The organism is Kordiimonas sp. (assembly GCF_048264555.1).
Lineage (GTDB): Bacteria > Pseudomonadota > Alphaproteobacteria > Sphingomonadales > Kordiimonadaceae > Kordiimonas.
The window spans coordinates 309,306-327,613 of the sequence record NZ_JBLXCX010000004.1 but is presented as its reverse complement, the minus strand read 5'-3'; the positions used below and the strand labels follow the sequence as shown (position 1 = coordinate 327,613).

Sequence of the window (18,308 nt, the reverse complement as noted above, 5' to 3'; positions counted from 1 at the left end):
AAGCGTTTCTATACTCACCTCTGCCAATCAATTGTGAGTATCAGGAAATGGCACGGTCAGACGCAAAAAACCTTATTATCGGCCCCACCGGCAAGCCGCTTACGCTCGCCGATCTGCCAAGCACAAACACCCAGCGCTGGGTCATCCGGCGCAAGGCCGAAGTTGTCGCCGCCGTGCAAGGCGGGCTTCTCAGCCTTGAAGATGCGTGCAAACGCTATTCCCTGACCGTTGAAGAATTTCTTTCATGGCAGGAAGCGATCAATAAAAACGGCCTGCCCGGCCTCAGGACCACACGCATTCAAAAATACCGCTCCGCCTAAAAACGGCGCTCATCGCGCCTTCCGGCCTTTATCTGCGGTTTTGCCACAAAAATTTTCCTTTACATTTATAGGCAAAATTTGCCTAGATTTAACTATCTGTTTACCGTGACAGATTAAATTGGTGCTGGGTTCCGCGGGCATTTTGTGTATCCGGGGATTTTTTTAGGCGGATAAGCTACCGAGGTGGGTGTTGGAAGGTCTTCTGCAATTCTTAAAGAATCTCGGCACAGGCAGGCTTGTGTTGATTGGTATCGTCGGTGCCCTGGTGGCGCTCTTTTTCGTGACGATTGTCGGGCGGTGGCAAACCTCCCCGATGACCGTATTATACACGGACCTTGACCCTGCCAATGCCGCCACCATTGTACAGCGGCTTGAGGCTGAACAAATTCCTTATGAAACTGACGCCAGTGGCCGCATGTTGCGCGTCCCCCGTGATCAGGTTGACCGGCTTCGTTTGACCCTCGCTGGTGATGGCCTTACCGGTGGTGTAGTTGGCAAAGAAATCTTCGATCAGGACAGCGGGTTTGGCCGCACAAGCTTTGAGCTGAACGTGAACTATGTCCGCGCAGTCGAGGGGGAGGTTGCCCGCACAATCAAATATCTTTCATCCGTATCTGAAGCCCGCGTGCATATTGTGATGCCAGAACGGCGCCCGTTCCAGCGGGAGGCATCTGAGCCAACAGCGTCTATCCTTATCCGCACCAATGGCGCAGGCCTTGGCCGCCGCGAAGCACAGGCCATTCAGGCTCTCGTAGCAACGGCTGTACCCGGCCTTTCGCCTGAACGGGTTACCATCTCAGACACCAGCGGGCGTTTGCTCGTTGACGGTGCCGCCGAACAAGGCGCAAACGCGAACTTCTCCAACATGGAAGAAGCGCGCCTCGCTAAAGAACGGCTGTACCGCGACAAAATCGAACAACTCCTCGCCCGCCGGGTGGGTGATGGCCGCGTCCGCGCCGAGGTTTCGGTACAAATGGACATGAGCCGCACCACCACCAGTCAGGTGAGTTACGACCCGGATACGCAGGTGATCCTCTCGCAAAACGTGGTTGAGGAAGAATCATCTGACGGCGAACAGGTTGGTGGTCAGGTAACCATGGGCAACAACCTGCCGGAAAACACAGCGGGCCCGACGAACCCGACCAGCAGCTCGAGAAAAACGCAGGAAACCACCAACTTTGAAAATTCCAAGACGGAACGCGTGGTGGTACAGGAACCGGGCGAAGTCACCCAGATCAGGGTTTCCGTGCTCGTGGACGGTGAACGTACGCTGGACGAAAATGGCATCACCACGGCGTATCAGGAGCGCAATGAAACGGAGATTGAGCAGTTACAGAACCTCGTTCTGACAGCGATCCCTTATGACCCTGCGCGCGGTGATGAAGTAACGGTTGCTTCCATGCGGTTTGTTGACCCCGCACCACTTGCGGAGACAGAAACAGCGTTCAACCTCTTTGGCCTCAACAAACAAGACCTTATTGATGTGCTGACCCAAGGCGGTGTGTTCGTCTCAGTTATTCTGGTGATCCTTCTGGTCGTGCGCCCACTGGTGATGCGCCTGATTGAAGCTATTCCGGACGCGCCACCACCACCTGACCCGAACCAAATTGAAGACCGCACGCCTGAAACGCCTGCGATTGCGGGGCCCGGCGGCGGCGGTGGCATCACGCCTGAACTGATGGCCTTGGCCGCCGCAGGCAATGAAGATGCTGCAGCTGTTATTCGTCAGGCGCGTGAAAGCGGCACACTCAGCCGTGAAGGCATGCGCACAGACGCCAAAATTGACGTGGCGCAGGTTGAAGGGCGCATTCAGGAAAGCGCCATCAAAAAGGTGGCAGATATCATCCGAGCGAACCCTGACGAATCCGTTGCGATTGTTCGCACATGGCTTTACGCCGACTAAGAATAAACCACAGGTATCCTTTGGAATGCCGCGGTTGAGAAAGACAAGATCAAAGGTAGGACATGCCAGATTTAACTAAAATGTCAGGCTCACAGAAGGCCGCCGCTTTCATGCTCGCGATTGGCGAAGAGCATGGCCGCGCCATTTGGGAAAACCTTTCCGAAGATGAGGTCAAAGAACTTTCACAGCATATGTCCACCCTTGGGGCTATCGACGCGATGGATGTGGAAGACCTGTTTGTAGAATTTGCATCCAAGGTTTCGACCGTCGGTAACCTGAACGGCTCGTTCGACAGCACCGAGCGCCTGCTGAAAAAAATGCTACCTGGCGACCGGGTCCAGCAGATCATGGATGAAATCCGGGGTCCGGCTGGTCGCACCATGTGGGACAAGCTCGGCAACGTGAACGAGGTGGTGCTCGCGAGTTACCTGAAGAACGAATACCCGCAGACCGTTGCTGTAGTGCTCCAGAAGATCAAGGCTGAGCATGCTGCGCGTGTCCTCGCGGTGCTGCCCGAAGATTTCTCGATGGAAGTTATCATGCGCATGCTCCGTATGGAGGCTGTGCAGAAAGACATCCTCGACAAGGTTGAGCAAACGCTGCGCGTTGAATTTATGAACAACCTGGCGCGTACCAGCCGCCGCGATAGCCACGAAACCATTGCGGAAATCTTCAACTATCTGGATCGCAGCGCGGAAAGCCGCTTCTTGGCCGCGCTTGAGGACCGTAACCGCGACAGCGCAGAACGCATCCGCGCGCTGATGTTCACCTTTGAAGATCTGGCGAACCTTGACCCAAGCGGTGTGCAAACGCTGCTTCGGAACGTGGACAAGGACAAGCTGGCCCTCGCCATGAAAGGCGCATCCGATACGCTGCGTGACCTATTTTTCTCTAACATGTCGGAACGGGCGGCGAAAATCCTGCGCGAAGACATGGAAGCCATGGGCCCTGTACGGCTTCGGGATGTGGATGAAGCCCAGATGGCGATGGTGAACAAAGCCAAAGACCTTGCGGAAGCGGGTGAAATCCTGCTCTCGGACAACAAGGGCGAAGACGAGCTGATTTACTAGGAACAAGAGACGCTTAAATGGCTGAACCGGTAAAATACAGATTTGATACGGCCTTCGATGGCGGCGCCAAAAGCCGATTCGATGAAGAGCTTGACCGCGTGCGCGCGGATGCTGACCGTATTAAATCCGACGCCTATGCGAGCGGCCTTGAAGAAGGCCGACGCCAAGCGCTATCCGAGATTGAAGCCGCAACAAAAGAAACGCTGGGCCAGCTTGAACAGGCCACGCGCGCGCTGTTTTCACAGCGTCAGCAACTGGAAAGCACCCTCAAACAAGAGATGGTGCAACTGGCCTATGCGATCTCCAGCAAGCTGGCGCCGGCTCTTATCCGCACACATCCGATGGCTGAGATTGAAGCGCTGATTGAGGACTGCCTCGCCACCATGCAAAAAGAACCACGCCTTGTGGTGCGGGTATGCGAGGAACTGGTTGATAGCGTCAACGAACGGCTTGAGGATTTGAAAGCGGCAACGGGCTTTCCGGGCGATATTGTACTGATCGGTGAAGAAACCATGGGCATGCAGGACTGCAAGGTTGAGTGGCCTGATGGCGGCTCTGAACGCAACCACGCAGCCACCGTGCGCCAGATCGAAGACGCGGTGCAGCGCTTTGTGATGCCCGATGATGTTGAGGCGCCAAAGGCCCAGAAAATTACAGAAACAACAACACAGGATACTGCCGAGGGGTGAGCGATCAGCTGCGGCGCATAAGCGCGGAGCCCGATCGAAGCTCAGGGATTAAAGGGAACTAGGAATGGCAAACGAAGAAGACAACAACGGCGGCAACGTAGGCCTGCAGAATTTGTCGGATGGGTCGGCGAAATCGCCCGACCTTGCCCCGCGCGAAGATGGTCAGGTCCGCTCGGCACAAGAGCTTGAGCCGGTGTTTGACGTACCGGTCCGGGTGCAGGCAGTGCTTGGCAAATCCACACTTGAAGTCAGCCAGCTTCTGAAGCTTGCGCCGGGGGCGGTGATCGAGCTGGACCGCAAAGTTGGCGAAGCCATTGATATTTATGTGAATAACCGCTTGGTCGCGCGGGGAGAAGTGGTGCTGGTTGAAGACCACTTGGGCGTAACCATGACAGAGATCATCAAACTTGATGGCGGCGTCAACTAACAGGCGGCAATAAGGGGGCACGCGGGGATGAGCACAATTTTTGGGATGCTTTTGGCATTTTTGCTGGTGGGCGGCGCGATCTGGCTGGGCGGATCACCACTGGCATTTATCAACGGCCAGGGTGTGCTGATCGTTGTGCTTGGCACCTTCGCGGTTACCGCCATCAGCTTCCGCCTGCAGGAGATGTTCACCCTGCCCGCCAACATCTGGCAGCTTTTGCGCCATGGTCAGCGGGACCCGGCTGAAGAAGCCATCAAGGTGATGAAAATTGCGGTCGAAAGCCGCAAACACAACGATATTTTAATGCTGGAGCGATTGTTGCCAAAACTGAAAGACACCCCCTTTCTCGCACAAGCGATCCAATTGGTGGTGGACGGTGCCGAGCCGGACGAGATCGAACAGATCCTCCGCCGCGAAGCCAGCACGGCCTCTGCCCGGCATATGCGCGCGGTTGATTTCCTGCGCCGCGCCGGGGATGTCGCGCCCGCCATGGGCCTTATCGGTACACTGATCGGCCTTGTGCGCATGCTTGGCAACCTGGACAACCCGGCTGAGATCGGCCCGGCTATGGCTGTGGCGCTTCTCACAACTTTTTACGGTGCCGTGCTTGCGCATCTGGTCTTCATCCCGCTGGCCGCAAAAACCGAGCACTGCACAGACGAAGAACAACTGGTCAACAACCTTTATTCAATGGGGGCAACCTCGATCCGGCGGAAGGAAAACCCGCGCAGGCTTGAGATGCTTCTGAATACTATTTTGCCGCCCGCAAAAAGGATCACCTTTTTCAAATAATCGGCAAATCGCATGGGCTGCCACGTGGCAGCGACATGGTACGGAGACGAAACGATGCGACTACTCATTGTAGGCACCCTGAACGGTCAATTGGGCGCCGCGAGCCAAATAGCGATAGAACGCGGCGCGAAGGTGACGCATGCCCCGGATATCGACACAGCGCTTGGCACGCTGAGGACCCGCGGCGCGGATCTTCTCATGGTGGAAATTTCTCTGGATATCCCTTCCCTCATCCCAAAATTGCGGGCTGAGCACTTCTCCATCCCTGTGGTGGCATGTGGTATCGGGACGGACCCTAAAATCGCCGCCGCTGCCATCCGTGGTGGCGCGAAGGAATATATCCCACTGCCGCCTGACGCAGAGCTTATCGCCGCTGTGCTTGAAGCGGTTACGGAAGATAGCCAGGCCTTCATCTACCGTGACCCGATCATGAAAAATGTTGCAGCTCTGGCGGAACAGGTGGCACCGTCTGAAGCTAGCATCCTCATCACCGGGGAAAGTGGTACCGGTAAAGAGGTGATGGCGCGTTTTGTGCACCAAAAAAGCCGCCGCGCGAACAAACCTTTCGTGGCGGTAAACTGCGCTGCCATTCCTGAAAACCTTCTGGAATCAGAGCTGTTCGGCCATGAAAAAGGCGCCTTCACCGGCGCTGTTGCCCGCCGGATAGGTAAGTTTGAGGAAGCAGACGGTGGTACCCTGCTCCTTGATGAGATTTCGGAAATGGACGTGCGCCTGCAAGCCAAGCTCTTGCGGGCCATTCAGGAACGCCAGATCGACCGTGTTGGTGGTGGCAAACCCGTTAACGTTAACATCCGTATCATCGCCACATCCAACCGCAACCTGCAGGAAGAGGTAAAAGCTGGCAACTTCCGTGAAGATTTGTTCTTCCGCCTCAATGTGGTGAACCTGCGTGTGCCTTCCTTGCGTGAACGCCCGGCCGATATCGCGGCCATCGCGGCCCATTTTGCCAAAAAATATGCGGACATAAACCAGGTGGAAGAACGGGAAATTTCGCCCGACGCCATGAAGATGCTGCAAGCCCATCACTGGCAAGGCAACGTGCGGGAGCTTGAGAACACCATCCACCGCGCGGTCTTGCTTGCAAGCGGTGACACCATCGGCACCGGCGCTATCCTTTTGCCTGACGCCAGTGGGAACCTCACCTTCAATGCGGGGGGCGACACGGCTGCGACAGCGGCGCCATCCGGTAACGCTGGTGCAAGTGTGATGGACGGCGCGGGCGATCTTGAGGAAGCTGCCAGCCTCGTTGGTAAAACGGTCGCGGAAGTGGAACGTGAGCTGATCATCGACACGCTCAAGCATTGCCTCGGCAACCGCACGCATGCGGCCAATATTCTTGGCATCTCTATCCGTACACTCAGGAACAAACTGAACCAGTACCAAACCGAAGGTGTTTCCATACCGCAGCCCGGCGCCCCTGTTTAAGTGCTGATGCGAGTGTGAGTTTTGGATTTTAAAACATGAGCGATACAGCCTCAGGCGAACAGCAAGACGGCGGTGAAGGCGGCGGCGGTGGCGGCCCCAACTTCAATGCCCTGCTGGGCGGGCTAAAAAGTTCGGACGTAGCCTTCGCGCTTGGCATGGTCACCATCATCATGATGTTGATCATGCCAATGCCCAGTTGGCTGCTCGACATTATGCTCGCGGCGTCCATCACATTCTCGGTGATGGTGCTGATGACCTGTATCTTCATCCAGAAACCGCTTCAGTTTAGCAGTTTCCCGACTGTTCTCCTCATCGCTACCATGCTCAGGCTCTCGCTCAACATGGCATCCACCCGGCTTATCCTCTCAGAGGGACACACGGGAACAGACGCGGCGGGCAAGGTGATTGAGGCCTTTGGCTCCTTCCTGATGGGGGGGCAGGTTGTTATCGGTATTATCGTGTTTGCCATCCTCGTGATCGTGAACTTCATGGTCATCACCAAGGGTTCTGGCCGTATCGCCGAGGTGGCAGCCCGCTTCAGTTTGGACGCCATGCCCGGTAAACAAATGGCCATTGACGCCGACATGTCAGCGGGCCTGATTGACGAGCATGAAGCCAAAATCCGCCGGAAAGAGCTTGAAGACGAAAGCACCTTCTTCGGCTCCATGGACGGTGCGGCCAAGTTTGTGCGCGGGGATGCCATTGCGGGTATCCTTATTACCCTCATCAACATTGTGGGCGGCATTGTTATTGGGGTTGTTATCAATGACATCTCGTTTGGGGATGCACTCAACCAATACACCATCCTTACGGTGGGTGACGGCCTCGTCTCCCAAATCCCGGCGCTTATTGTATCCACAGCCGCCGGTATGCTCGTCACCAAAGCCGGAGTAACCGGCCAGACAGACAAGGCGCTTTTTGGCCAGCTTAGCACCTACCCTCGTGCGCTTGGTGTCACCAGCGCGCTTCTGTTTGGCATGGGGCTCATGCCCGGCATTCCGCTCATCCCGTTTGCACTTTTTGGCGGCACACTTGGCTATATGGCCTATGCCATCGGCAACAAACGCGAAAAAGCGGCTGCAACAGAAGCACGCGCGGTCAAAGACGCGGAGCACAAGGCCGTGCCTGCGGAAGAGCCTATCAGCTCTGCCCTTGCTATTGACCAGCTTCGGCTTGAGCTTGGTTATGGCCTCCTGACCCTCATCAATGATGACAGCGGTTTCCGACTCACGGACCAGATCAAGGCGCTTAGGCGGCAACTGGCGAGCGAGATGGGCTTTGTGATGCCGTCTGTGCGCATCCTCGACAATATGCAGCTACCGGCCAACACCTATGTGCTCAGGGTCAAGGAAACCGAGGTAGGACGCGGTGACATTCGCCCCGGCATGCTTCTGGTGATGGACCCAGAGGGCCAGCCGGTGCAGATACCGGGTGAAGCTACAACAGAACCAGCCTTTGGCCTTCCTGCCACATGGGTTGATTCAGGCGCGCGTGAGGAAGCAAGCTTCCGGGGCTATACAGTTGTGGACGCGGCAACAGTAATCACCACCCACCTGACGGAAGTGATCAAGGACAATATGGCTGAGCTGTTGAGCTACGCCGAAACGCAAAAACTGATAGACGACCTGCCAAGCGATCACCAGAAACTGGTGGCCGATATTGTACCAAGCCAGATCACCATCTCCAGCATCCAGCGCGTGTTGCAGTCGCTCCTGAACGAACGCATCTCGATCCGCGATCTGCCCACTATTCTGGAAGGCATCGCCGAAGCCACCGGCTTCACGCAGAACATTGTCTCGATCACGGAGCATGTACGCACACGCCTTGGCCGCCAGCTATGCTCAGCCTATTCTAACCTGCAAGGTCTTGTACCGCTCATTACCCTGTCACCCGAATGGGAGCAGGCTTTTGCGGAAAGTCTTGTGGGGCAAGGCGAGGAAAAACAGCTCGCGATGGCGCCATCCCGATTGCAGGAGTTTATCAATTCCGTGCGTATCATCTATGACCAGCAGGCAGAGCGCGGCGAACAACCCGTGCTGCTCACAAGCCCGCTTGTCCGGCCCTATGTTCGGTCCATCATCGAACGGTTCCGCCCCGCCACGGTGGTGATGAGCCAGAACGAAATTCATCCGCAGGCAAAAATCCGGACGCTTGGACAAATTTAACAAACAAGGCTGCGCCTCTTTCGCGCGCTTTTGGAATAAACTGAGGATACACGACCTGCCATGCGCCTTAAAACCTTCCACGCCAAAACGATGTCGGCTGTGATGGATCAAGTCCGCGCTGAATTGGGGCCGGATGCCATTATCATCCAGACCGAGACCAGCAAAAGCGGTGTGCGCGTAACCGCAGCCCTTGAGGCGGGGGCCACCCCACCGCCCCCGAAGAAGGCCCCAACACCCGAGCAGACCCCGCTCGCATTTGAGGTGGACCACCCCACGCCCAAAACGCGGGAGTTTGACAATGGTGACATCAGCGCGGTGCTCAATCATCACGGTCTGCCGTTTGACACCGCCAGCCATTTTGCGGAAGCCGTGCGCGCCGTGGGCGGCGGTAGCCTGTCCGAGGCTTTCTCCTCCGCGCTCGAGACCGCCATCAAGTTCAGCCCGCTCACCGACGCGACCGCCCGCCCCGTGATGCTGGTAGGACCGCCGGGGGCTGGCAAAACCATCTGCGCCGCCAAGCTGACTGCGGACGCGCTTCTGCACGAACGCCCTGTGCATCTGATTTCAACCGACACGGTAAAAGCCTCGGGCATCCAGCAGCTTGACCATTTTGCGCAGTTGATGAAACAGACGGTTTCAACCGCCGACACGCCCAATGAACTGGACGCTGTAATTCGCGCGAAAACAGACTTCATGGGCCTGACCGTGATCGACACCCCCGGCACCAACCCGTTCAACATGGATGAGCTGAAAGAGCTGTTGAAGTTTATCCAGAAGGTAGATGCAGAGCCGGTCCTGGTCATGCCCGCAGGCCTTGATGCCCTGGACGCACAAGAGATTGCGGGTATTTTCGCGCGCATGGGCTGCCAGCGCTTTATCGCGACCCGGTTGGATGCGGCGCGGCGCTACGCCAGCATGATCATGGCCGCACGCCCTGGATATCTTGCCCTTGCCGCCATCAGCCGCAGCCCATACGTGGCTGAAGGGCTTGAGACAGCCTCCCCCCTGACAATTTCTCGCCTTCTTACTGCGCTACCGAGAGGTAAGAAAGCCGAAGCGAAAATGGATAGTAAACATGACTGACGCGCCGATGACACGAGACAAAGAAACGCTTGAGCGCCGGCTGATCACCATTGCATCCGGCAAGGGCGGCGTGGGTAAAACCTGGCTTTCCGTTACCCTGTCGCATGCGCTTTCGCACGCCGGGAAAAATGTACTTCTGTTTGACGGTGATCTGGGCCTCGCCAATGTGGATATCCAGCTTGGGCTGATGCCTGAGCGTGACCTTGGCACCTTTATCTCTGGCGACGCCCCGCTTCGCGATATCGTTTGCCGTTTTGAGGAAAAGGACGGCAGTGGCTTTGACGTATTGCCCGGTAAATCGGGCTCTGGCGCGCTCGGCAGCCTGACAAAAGAAACTCTGGTTAAAATCCGCACAGGGCTTACGGCGCTCGCGAGCAAATACGACCATGTGCTTCTGGACCTCGCCGCCGGTGTTGACCCGTCTGTAACTACGCTTTCAAAACATCACGGCAAGGTGCTTGTGGTGATGACGGCGGACCCGACGTCGCTGACCGACGCCTACGCTTTCATCAAGATCACCGCCATGCGCAACCCAGGTGCCGATATCTCCATTGTGGTCAATAACGTGGGCAGCAAACGCGAGGGTGAAAAAGCCTATGAGGCCATCAAACGGGCCTGCGAAGGATTTTTGAAGATTTCCCCGCCCCTTATCGGTATCATTAAAAACGATGCCAAGGTGGTTGATGCTATCCGCTCGCAAGTTCCGCTCCTGTCGCGGCACCCACAGGCGGAAGCCGCAAAAGACATCAAGGCACTCGCGGCGGCAATCGTCGGGCGCTAAATCAGCCTGCCCTGCGACGCCAGATGCGTTAAACCGAGGATGCTGAATGAGCGATATATCCGGTGGTGCACCTATGCCGAAGGTTGTGGACCCGGTGGCCCGTGCCACCGACAAGGCCTCTGGTGTATCCAAAGACCCGCAGCGCTCTGAAACCCAGGCCCGTGAACATTCCGGTGAGCGGCACGCTAAAAACGACCGCGCAGAGGCTCACCATGCCCGTGACCCTGCGGTGTCCATCTCCGCCAGCGCAGCCCACATCGAAGTGGGCGAACGGCTGAAACGCGAGATCGCGAAGGTAGACCTCGAAGGCAGGCCCATCATCGTGACCGAACGCGCGACTTATGCGCTGCGGCCAGACGCTGGCTTGCGCGCGGGCGACGATGTTGAGCTTGAAATTGTTGAGGCCGGAAAAAAGGTGTCTGCCGATCTGCTCGTTAAAAACAATCAGGTGATCGACCCGCCTATCCGGCTTTCGCTGGTTGTCATCGCAATCCACGCACCGGAAGATAGTGGGCAAACACCAAGGCCAGATCTGCAAAACACGGGGCCAGCCTATACGGGCAAACGACCGCCACAGAGTGTGGCACAAAGTGTGGCGCAAAACACGCCACAGGTCGCGCAGCCAGACGGCGCAGAAACCTTGGCCAATTTGATTGGTGCTCGCGCGTCAACCTTGCCTAATGCCTTGGAAAACAAGCCGGTTTCCAATTATAGCGCTGTTCCGCCACAGTCCCGCCCCATTTTTGGCGACACTTCCGCCACACCTATCGCCGACAATCCGGATAAAATCGGCCCGCGCTCCAACAGCTCTGACCTCGCGACCCTCATTGCAGCCCAGCAGGGTCAGGCGCCCAAAACCCCGCTCTATCAATCTGTCAGCACGCAGGTTCCGCCAAGTGGGGAGCGGCCTGATGGTGCTCATTTCATCCCGAAATCAGAGCTGACATCGCTGCAAGCGCCCCAGCAAGCCTTTGATAATGCTGGACTAAGTGCCCCCATCCAGGCTTTTACCGCAAGCGGGGATGCCAAGATAATTCAACTGATGGATCCGGCTATCAGCCGTGTACCACCAAGTCAGGTCGCCACCGTGCTCACGGTGCATCCGCTTGCGCCTGAGGATGCCAAAGTGTTGCCGCTGCCGGTCGCAAAGCTCGCGGACCCAACCTCCCCGCTCGCGCGGGTTGAAACCACTCAGGGTACGCTGATCGTCAGCCTGAAAGCCGCAGAAAACCTGAACGGAGAGCAAGTTCGCATCACTACACTCGCTCCCGCACCAGCAGCACCGGAAGCCCCGAACGCCGCACCCGGCTATAAAGCGCGGTTGCAGCCACCCGGCATGGGCGTCCCCAAAAACATTATTGTTTCGTTTCCGGAACAAGGCTCAGAAAATCAAACACTTCAGAACGCGACTGTGAAAGCGGTCCATACGGTGCGGGCATTCATGAGCCCTGATGGCCCGCGTTCTGACCTCAGGCTGGACACCACGCGCGGTATGATCACCATCAGCCTGCCCAACGCTGTCAGGCCTGCGGTTGGTGATATCCTGCAGTTCCCGCTGCCAACGCAAGAAACTGCGCCGTTGCCACCGTCTATGCCCTATTCAGGCACACCTATGGCACCGACCGCTGCTGTGGTCCCGGAAGCGGGCACACTCGCCGCCCTCAGCCACACCGCCTGGCCCGCCCTGCACCAAAGCATGACCTTCCTCTCAGGTTCTGACCCCACTGCCGCTGCAGAGCTTGCCACCCGGTCTGCCGATGGTGGGGGGAAGTTGACCAACAGTTTGCTGTTTTTCCTGTCCGCCGCCGGGCGCAACAGCCCCGAGGCGTGGCTTGGTGGTGCTGCGGAAAAAGCACTGGCGGAGCATAGCAGAGCCCTTCTGGATGCGCTCAAGGGTGACCTTTCCCGCCTTATGGGCATGGCGACCGAACCTGTGGGTGAATGGCGGCAGTTGATGCTGCCTCTTGATATGCGGAACCCTGACATGCCGCTGATAGCCATGCTTTTTGGCCACGGCCCGCAAGTTGACCCAGACCGCCAACACGGTGGGCAAAACCAGAACCAAGGTGATGAGAAAGACGAACTTCAGCGGTTTATTCTGGAGGTTCAGTTTACAGTGCTTGGGCCAGTGCAGCTTGACGGCTTGATCCGCGGCCAGAAGTTCGACCTGACGCTCAGGACCAGCAAACCCTTGCCTTCAAGCCTCAAGCATGACGCCATCCGCCTGTTTGATGATGCGCTTGGTGCCAGCGCCTTCACCGGCCAGCTTAACATTCTGGAGCAGTCTTCCTTCCCTGTTGATGTTGAAGCAATTCTCAACCAGGGCAGCGCACGCGCAAGATAATCGTTGACGGCCAAGATAAGCCTGCTACTTCGGTGTAATAACACGAAGGGCGAGGATAAATATCGTGGCAGTACTTCTGGCATTTCTGGGCTGTGTCACCATTTGGGGGTCAACATGGTACGCCATTGAGCTACAGCTGGGTGTAGTGCCTAAGGAATGGTCGCTTGTATACCGCTTTGCACTTGCGTCGCTTGTGCTGTTCGCTATCTGCCTCATTCGCCGTCAAACACTGAAGATCGACCTCAAACACCACTTGTGGATGGCGCTCACGGGGCTGTTTCTATTCTCCGGCGGTTATATCTTCACTTATTGGGGTACGGAATACCTGACCTCCGGACTGGTGGCGGTCACCTTCTCCATGCTGTCGTTCCTCAATATCGTCAACGCCCGCATCTTCCTTGGCAACCCCATCCAGCCAAGCACAATCGCGGCGGCTCTTGTGGGCATTGCAGGGCTCGTGCTTCTGTTCATGCCAGAGGTAACGGCTTTCTCATTTGAGGACGACACGACGCTCGGCCTCGCGCTATGCCTCACAGCAACCTTGATCTGCTCCTTCGGCAATATGGCAGCAGGTGCGGGTTCAAGCCGGAAAATCCCTGTACTTTCCTTCAATGCATGGAGCCTTGGCTATGGTGCTCTTTCAAACATCACCTTCGCGCTGCTGTCTGGTAAACCCATCGCGTTTGACCCACAGCCAAGCTATGTGCTGTCGCTCCTTTACCTGTCTGTTGTGGGAACCGTTATTGCCTTCACGCTCTATATCTGGCTGATCGGCCGCATTGGTGTGGGCCGCGCCGCTTATATGGCGGTGATGACCCCGGTGGTGGCGCTGATGATCTCAACTGTGATGGAAGGGTTTGTCTGGACGGTAGAAGCCGTGGTTGGCTTGAGCCTCGTGATCATCGGCAATGTCACGATGATCAGGCGCAAGAGCAAAACTGAAGAGAAACCACCACAGCCAACAGAGGCAACCGTTTAACCCTGCTGCAAGGCGTTATACACGTCATCCAGCGCTTCTTTGAGCACGTTGCCGATAAAGTCTATCTCGGCGTGGCTGATGATAAACGGCGGGCACAATACAAGTGCGTTGCCAACGGGCCGCACGATAAGGCCGCGCACAAGGCATGCCTGCCCGATATGTTCGCAAATGCCAAGCTCAAGCGGATACTGGTCTCGCGCTTCCTTATCGCGCACCAGCTCAATACCCGCCATCAAACCACAAACCCGCGCTTCCCCTACAAGGGGGTGCGCCTCAAGAGCCCTCAGGGTTTTCGTGAAATAGGGGCCAACATCGTCCCTGATCCGGTCAATCAGTCCTTCATCTTCAAGCACCTGGATATTCCGGAGCGCAACGGCTGCTGTTACCGGGTGTCCGGTGGTCGTAAACCCATGTTGAAGCACGGCTTCGGCCCCCTCAATCACCTCAGCGACATCATCACTGATAACTGCGGCGGAGATGGGCAGGTAGGCCGACGATAACCCCTTGGCGAGGGTCATCATATCCGCTTTGAAACCGAAGGTTTCTTGCGCAAACCATTGCCCCGTTCGGCCAAAGCCTGTCACCACCTCGTCTGCCACCAAAAGCACATCATGTTTGCGGCAAATACGCTCAACTTCAGGCCAATAGCTTGCAGGCGGCACCACAGCGCCCAGTGTGCCTTGTATCGGCTCACCAAAAAACGCGGCCACGTTCTCAGGGCCTGCTTCCAGTATTCTGGCTTCAATATCCTGCGCAGCCTTGAGCCCAAATTCTTCCGGACTCAAATCACCACCAAGGCGATACCAAAAAGGCGCTGTGGCATGGATCACGTCCTTACCAAGCTCAAGCCCAAAATCTTCGATCATGGCCTTGTTACCGTTCAGCAGTGTCGTGGCAATCGTGCTGCCGTGGTAGGCATAGTCCCGGCTGATGATCACTTTTTTGGACGGTTGGTTCTTCCGCCGCCAATAGAGCCGTACCAGCTTGATCAGCGTCTCGTTCGCCTCGGAACCCGAGTTCGCGAAGAACACCTTGTTCATGTGGCTGGGGGATTTTTCAGCAATCTTGGCGGCAAGCGGTGCGGCATAAGGGTTCGAAACAGCCGCGAACGAATGATAATAACACAGCCGCTCCATTGCATCGGCCACGGCGGCGGCTAACTCCTTACGGCCATAGCCGATATTCACGCAGCCAAGGCCCGCCATCGCGTCCAGAAGCCGGATATTCTGGCCCGTAACATAGCAGCCTTCAGCATGCTCGATGACAAAAGGCGGCGCCGTTTTGAGCGCATTTGGATCAGTGAATGGATGCAAGTGGTGCGCCCTGTCTGCCGCTTGCAGATGCGCGAGAATATCGTCCGGGTTCATGTCCGCCATGGTGCTGTCCTTCCCTGAAGGACAACAGAATGACGGCCTAGGGCCATATCAATCAAGTGATTATTTTGGGGGCTTCGAGGCTTAGCGCCGCATTTTCAGATACTTGGCATCAACCATGGCTTCTTCACGGGCGTGGTTCTGGATACCAAGCTCGTCGAAGGCGTCCTGTTCTTCCTTGGCTTCGGCCTGAGCAATACGTTGATATTCACGTTCACGCGCGATCTCAAACGTCTTCAACTCGCGGAAGCTTTCCGCCACTTTGTCGCGGTGCTCATCAAGGGCTTCTTCTTTCTCACGCAAAAGCTTGGTGAACATTTCCTGCTTCATTCGTGTGCCTTCAAGGTAGGCGCCATAGGTAAGCGCGGAAACTTCCGAGCCGCTATATTCACGCGCCTGCTGTGCCCGCTCATCTTCTATGGCATCAATAACGGTCACGATGGCGTCGCACTCGGCCTGAATTTCTGCGAGTTGACGACGCTGTTCGTCAAGCTCCCATTTTCTCAGGCGGATAATTCCGTCAAGACGGCTCATTCGTCACCGCCTCCCCTCAGTGCCATGGCGGCGGGCCCTGTCTCAAGGATCTGGCGCAAGCGCTGATATCCCTCAAGAAGCGGGGTTTTGTCGTCCTTCCATTGGCCGAGAAATTCCTCGAGAGGCTCATGATACCCAATAGACGCATCTACATCCGGGTTGCTGCCCTGCCGGTAAGCACCAAGGCGGATCATTTCTTCCATATCCGTATAGGTAGACATGTAACGCTTGGCTTCACGCACCAAGAGGTTCTCATCATCTGAGTTACACCGCGGCATGGTACGGGAGATGGACTTAAGAATATTGATCGCTGGGTAACGACCCCGTTCCGCAATCGCGCGTTCCATCACGATATGACCGTCAAGAATACCGCGCACCGCATCGGCAACCGGCTCGTTGTGGTCATCCCCTTCCACCAGCACGGTGAAAAGCCCGGTGATATTACCCTGCCCGCGTGGGCCCGGCCCCGCGCGCTCCAGAAGGCGCGGCAGTTCAGTGAAAACGGTCGGGGTATAGCCCTTGCTGGTTGGTGGCTCACCGCCCGCAAGGCCAATCTCGCGCTGTGCCATGGCAAAACGGGTCACGCTATCCATCAGGCACATCACGTCCTGCCCACGGTCACGGAAAAATTCGGCAAGCGAGAGTGTGAGATGCGCGGCCTGACGGCGCATCAATGCGCTCTCGTCCGACGTTGCAACAACCACGACGGAGCGCGCGAGACCATCCTCGCCCAAGTCGTCCTCGATAAATTCCTGCACCTCACGGCCCCGTTCACCGATGAGGCCGATAACGCTGATGTCCGCGTCTGAGTGCCGCGCCACCATGGACAATAGAACCGATTTACCCACGCCTGAGCCCGCAAAAATACCCATACGCTGACCACGGCAACAACTAACGAAGGTGTTGAGGGCGCGAACGCCCAGATCGATCTTGGCACCAACCCGCTGGCGGCTATGGGCAGGTGGTGGCCCGGCCCGCAAAAGACGCGGGCGTGTACCATTGCGAATCGGCCCTTTGCCGTCAATTGGTTCACCAAGCGCATTCACTACCCTACCTAACCATGCAGAGGACGGGAAAACGACAGGCTCACTTTGCAGCAAGGAGACCTTGCAGCCGACGCCTACACCCTCAAGCGCATCGAACGGCATTGCTAGTGCAGTTTCGTGGCGAAAACCCACAATCTCGACCGGCACTTTACGGTAGCCACGGGTCTCAATTTCCAGACGAGAGCCGATGGAAATATGCTGGCCAATTCCGGCCAACTCCACAAGCAAACCGCGGACTCCGGTCACCCGACCGAACCGTTTTTCGGTCTGAATTCGCTCTACTTCCTGGATAAGACTTTGCACGTTTCTCTCGTATCCTGGCCCAACCCCCAAGGCCGGCCATTGCCGCAGGATCAAGGTTACATTTCTGACCGCGCCACTATGCACGAAGCTGTTTAAGGATTGGTAAAAGGACCGTTCACTTTAGTCAAACCCTTAAGTTGTGCCCTGTTTTTTCCTTGGAGTTTCCGTTAACCTTAGTTAACATTAACCATGAAACACGCCTTAGGCGGGAGGGGTCACCGTTCATGGCGATCTGATGTGTTTCGGCGGCAGAAGGTACGCCGAGAGTTTGGCTCATGCCGGATATAGACACTAACCTGGGGATGAGAAATGCGTGTTCTTTTAATTGAAGACGATCCTACAATGACCCGCAGCATTGAGCTTATGCTCAACGCAGAGGGATTTAATGTGTATAGCACCGACCTTGGGGAAGAAGGCCTCGATCTCGGTAAGCTCTATGACTATGACATCATCTTGCTCGACCTGAACCTACCGGATATGCACGGATACGATGTACTCAAGAAATTGAGGACAGCCAAGGTGAACACACCAATCCTGATCCTTTCCGGCCTGACGGAAATGGAAAACAAGGTCAAAGGCCTCGGCTTTGGTGCCGACGATTACATGACCAAGCCTTTCCATAAAGAGGAGCTGGTGGCCCGCATCCATGCGATTGTGCGGCGCTCAAAAGGGCATTCACAGTCTATCATCAAGACCGGCAAGCTTGCCGTTAACCTAGATACCAAGACCGTGGAAGTGGCGAGCCAGCGCGTGCATCTGACCGGCAAGGAATATGCAATGCTTGAGCTGCTTTCCTTGAGAAAAGGCAGCACGCTCACCAAAGAGATGTTCCTCAATCATCTATACGGCGGCATTGATGAGCCGGAGCTGAAGATCATTGATGTGTTCATCTGCAAGCTCAGGAAGAAGCTGGCCACTGCCTCTGACGGTGAGAACTACATCGAGACCGTGTGGGGCCGCGGCTATGTGCTCAGAAACCCAACCGAAGAGGCCGAAGCGGCCGCAAGCTAGAAGCGCCACATCAAATAAACAAAAAGAGGCAGCGTCATAGTG

Annotated in this window: 16 protein-coding genes; 13 read left to right on the top strand and 3 right to left on the bottom strand. The window is 56.5% G+C overall.

All coding sequences use genetic code 11. The features are described 5' to 3' along the window. Positions 1–47: 47 nt before the first annotated feature. The 12 genes from ACN0XZ_RS13480 to ACN0XZ_RS13425 all read left to right on the top strand — a co-directional run bounded on the left by ACN0XZ_RS13480 (position 48) and on the right by ACN0XZ_RS13425 (position 13,999). A complete protein-coding gene (locus ACN0XZ_RS13480) occupies positions 48–320 on the top strand; it encodes a DUF1153 domain-containing protein (protein ID WP_417458299.1) in 273 nt (90 codons plus the stop codon). Positions 321–507: 187 nt separating this feature from the next. Beyond that, positions 508–2,223, top strand: a complete 1,716-nt coding sequence (gene fliF / locus ACN0XZ_RS13475) for a flagellar basal-body MS-ring/collar protein FliF (protein ID WP_417458298.1) — start codon at positions 508–510, stop codon at positions 2,221–2,223. Positions 2,224–2,285: 62 nt separating this feature from the next. Next, positions 2,286–3,293, top strand: coding sequence for a flagellar motor switch protein FliG (fliG, locus tag ACN0XZ_RS13470; RefSeq protein ID WP_417458297.1), 1,008 nt, complete (start codon positions 2,286–2,288; stop codon positions 3,291–3,293). 17 nt (positions 3,294–3,310) lie between these two features. Continuing rightward, complete coding sequence (locus ACN0XZ_RS13465; protein ID WP_417458296.1) at positions 3,311–3,982, top strand: hypothetical protein; 672 nt, start codon at positions 3,311–3,313, stop codon at positions 3,980–3,982. A 64-nt stretch (positions 3,983–4,046) separates the two neighbouring features. Next, complete coding sequence (gene fliN, locus ACN0XZ_RS13460; protein ID WP_417458295.1) at positions 4,047–4,409, top strand: flagellar motor switch protein FliN; 363 nt, start codon at positions 4,047–4,049, stop codon at positions 4,407–4,409. A 27-nt stretch (positions 4,410–4,436) separates the two neighbouring features. Then, positions 4,437–5,201 (top strand): motility protein A, encoded by a 765-nt coding sequence (locus ACN0XZ_RS13455; protein ID WP_417458294.1) that lies wholly within the window; start codon positions 4,437–4,439, stop codon positions 5,199–5,201. Between the two features lie 54 nt (positions 5,202–5,255). Continuing rightward, entirely contained in the window at positions 5,256–6,647 is a 1,392-nt protein-coding gene (locus ACN0XZ_RS13450) for a sigma-54-dependent transcriptional regulator (RefSeq protein ID WP_417458293.1), read from the top strand. A gap of 35 nt (positions 6,648–6,682) precedes the next feature. Further along, a complete protein-coding gene (gene flhA / locus ACN0XZ_RS13445) occupies positions 6,683–8,812 on the top strand; it encodes a flagellar biosynthesis protein FlhA (RefSeq protein ID WP_417458292.1) in 2,130 nt (709 codons plus the stop codon). Positions 8,813–8,872: 60 nt separating this feature from the next. Then, a complete protein-coding gene (locus ACN0XZ_RS13440; protein ID WP_417458291.1) occupies positions 8,873–9,895 on the top strand; it encodes a GTPase in 1,023 nt (340 codons plus the stop codon). Next, positions 9,888–10,676 (top strand): MinD/ParA family protein, encoded by a 789-nt coding sequence (locus tag ACN0XZ_RS13435; protein ID WP_417458290.1) that lies wholly within the window; start codon positions 9,888–9,890, stop codon positions 10,674–10,676. Before ACN0XZ_RS13440 ends, ACN0XZ_RS13435 begins: the two co-directional genes overlap by 8 nt. A gap of 46 nt (positions 10,677–10,722) precedes the next feature. Continuing rightward, positions 10,723–13,020, top strand: coding sequence for a hypothetical protein (locus ACN0XZ_RS13430; RefSeq protein WP_417458289.1), 2,298 nt, complete (start codon positions 10,723–10,725; stop codon positions 13,018–13,020). 64 nt (positions 13,021–13,084) lie between these two features. Continuing rightward, positions 13,085–13,999: a DMT family transporter gene (locus ACN0XZ_RS13425; protein WP_417458288.1), complete on the top strand. Its 915-nt coding sequence runs from the start codon at positions 13,085–13,087 to the stop codon at positions 13,997–13,999. On the opposite strand, the gene ACN0XZ_RS13420 is transcribed toward ACN0XZ_RS13425, so the two are convergent. From ACN0XZ_RS13420 to fliI, 3 genes are all read right to left on the bottom strand, one after another. After that, positions 13,996–15,375: an aminotransferase gene (locus tag ACN0XZ_RS13420; RefSeq protein ID WP_417458287.1), complete on the bottom strand. Its 1,380-nt coding sequence runs from the start codon at positions 15,373–15,375 to the stop codon at positions 13,996–13,998. The two genes, ACN0XZ_RS13425 and ACN0XZ_RS13420, sit on opposite strands and share 4 nt — an antisense overlap. An 81-nt stretch (positions 15,376–15,456) precedes the next feature. Continuing rightward, a complete protein-coding gene (locus tag ACN0XZ_RS13415; protein WP_417458286.1) occupies positions 15,457–15,906 on the bottom strand; it encodes a flagellar export protein FliJ in 450 nt (149 codons plus the stop codon). Further along, a complete protein-coding gene (gene fliI / locus ACN0XZ_RS13410; protein WP_417458285.1) occupies positions 15,903–17,255 on the bottom strand; it encodes a flagellar protein export ATPase FliI in 1,353 nt (450 codons plus the stop codon). The genes ACN0XZ_RS13415 and fliI overlap by 4 nt, the downstream gene beginning before the upstream one ends. A gap of 309 nt (positions 17,256–17,564) precedes the next feature. On the opposite strand from fliI, the gene ctrA reads away from it, so the two are divergent. After that, positions 17,565–18,266 (top strand): response regulator transcription factor CtrA, encoded by a 702-nt coding sequence (gene ctrA, locus ACN0XZ_RS13405; RefSeq protein WP_417458284.1) that lies wholly within the window; start codon positions 17,565–17,567, stop codon positions 18,264–18,266. Positions 18,267–18,308 lie beyond the last annotated feature (42 nt).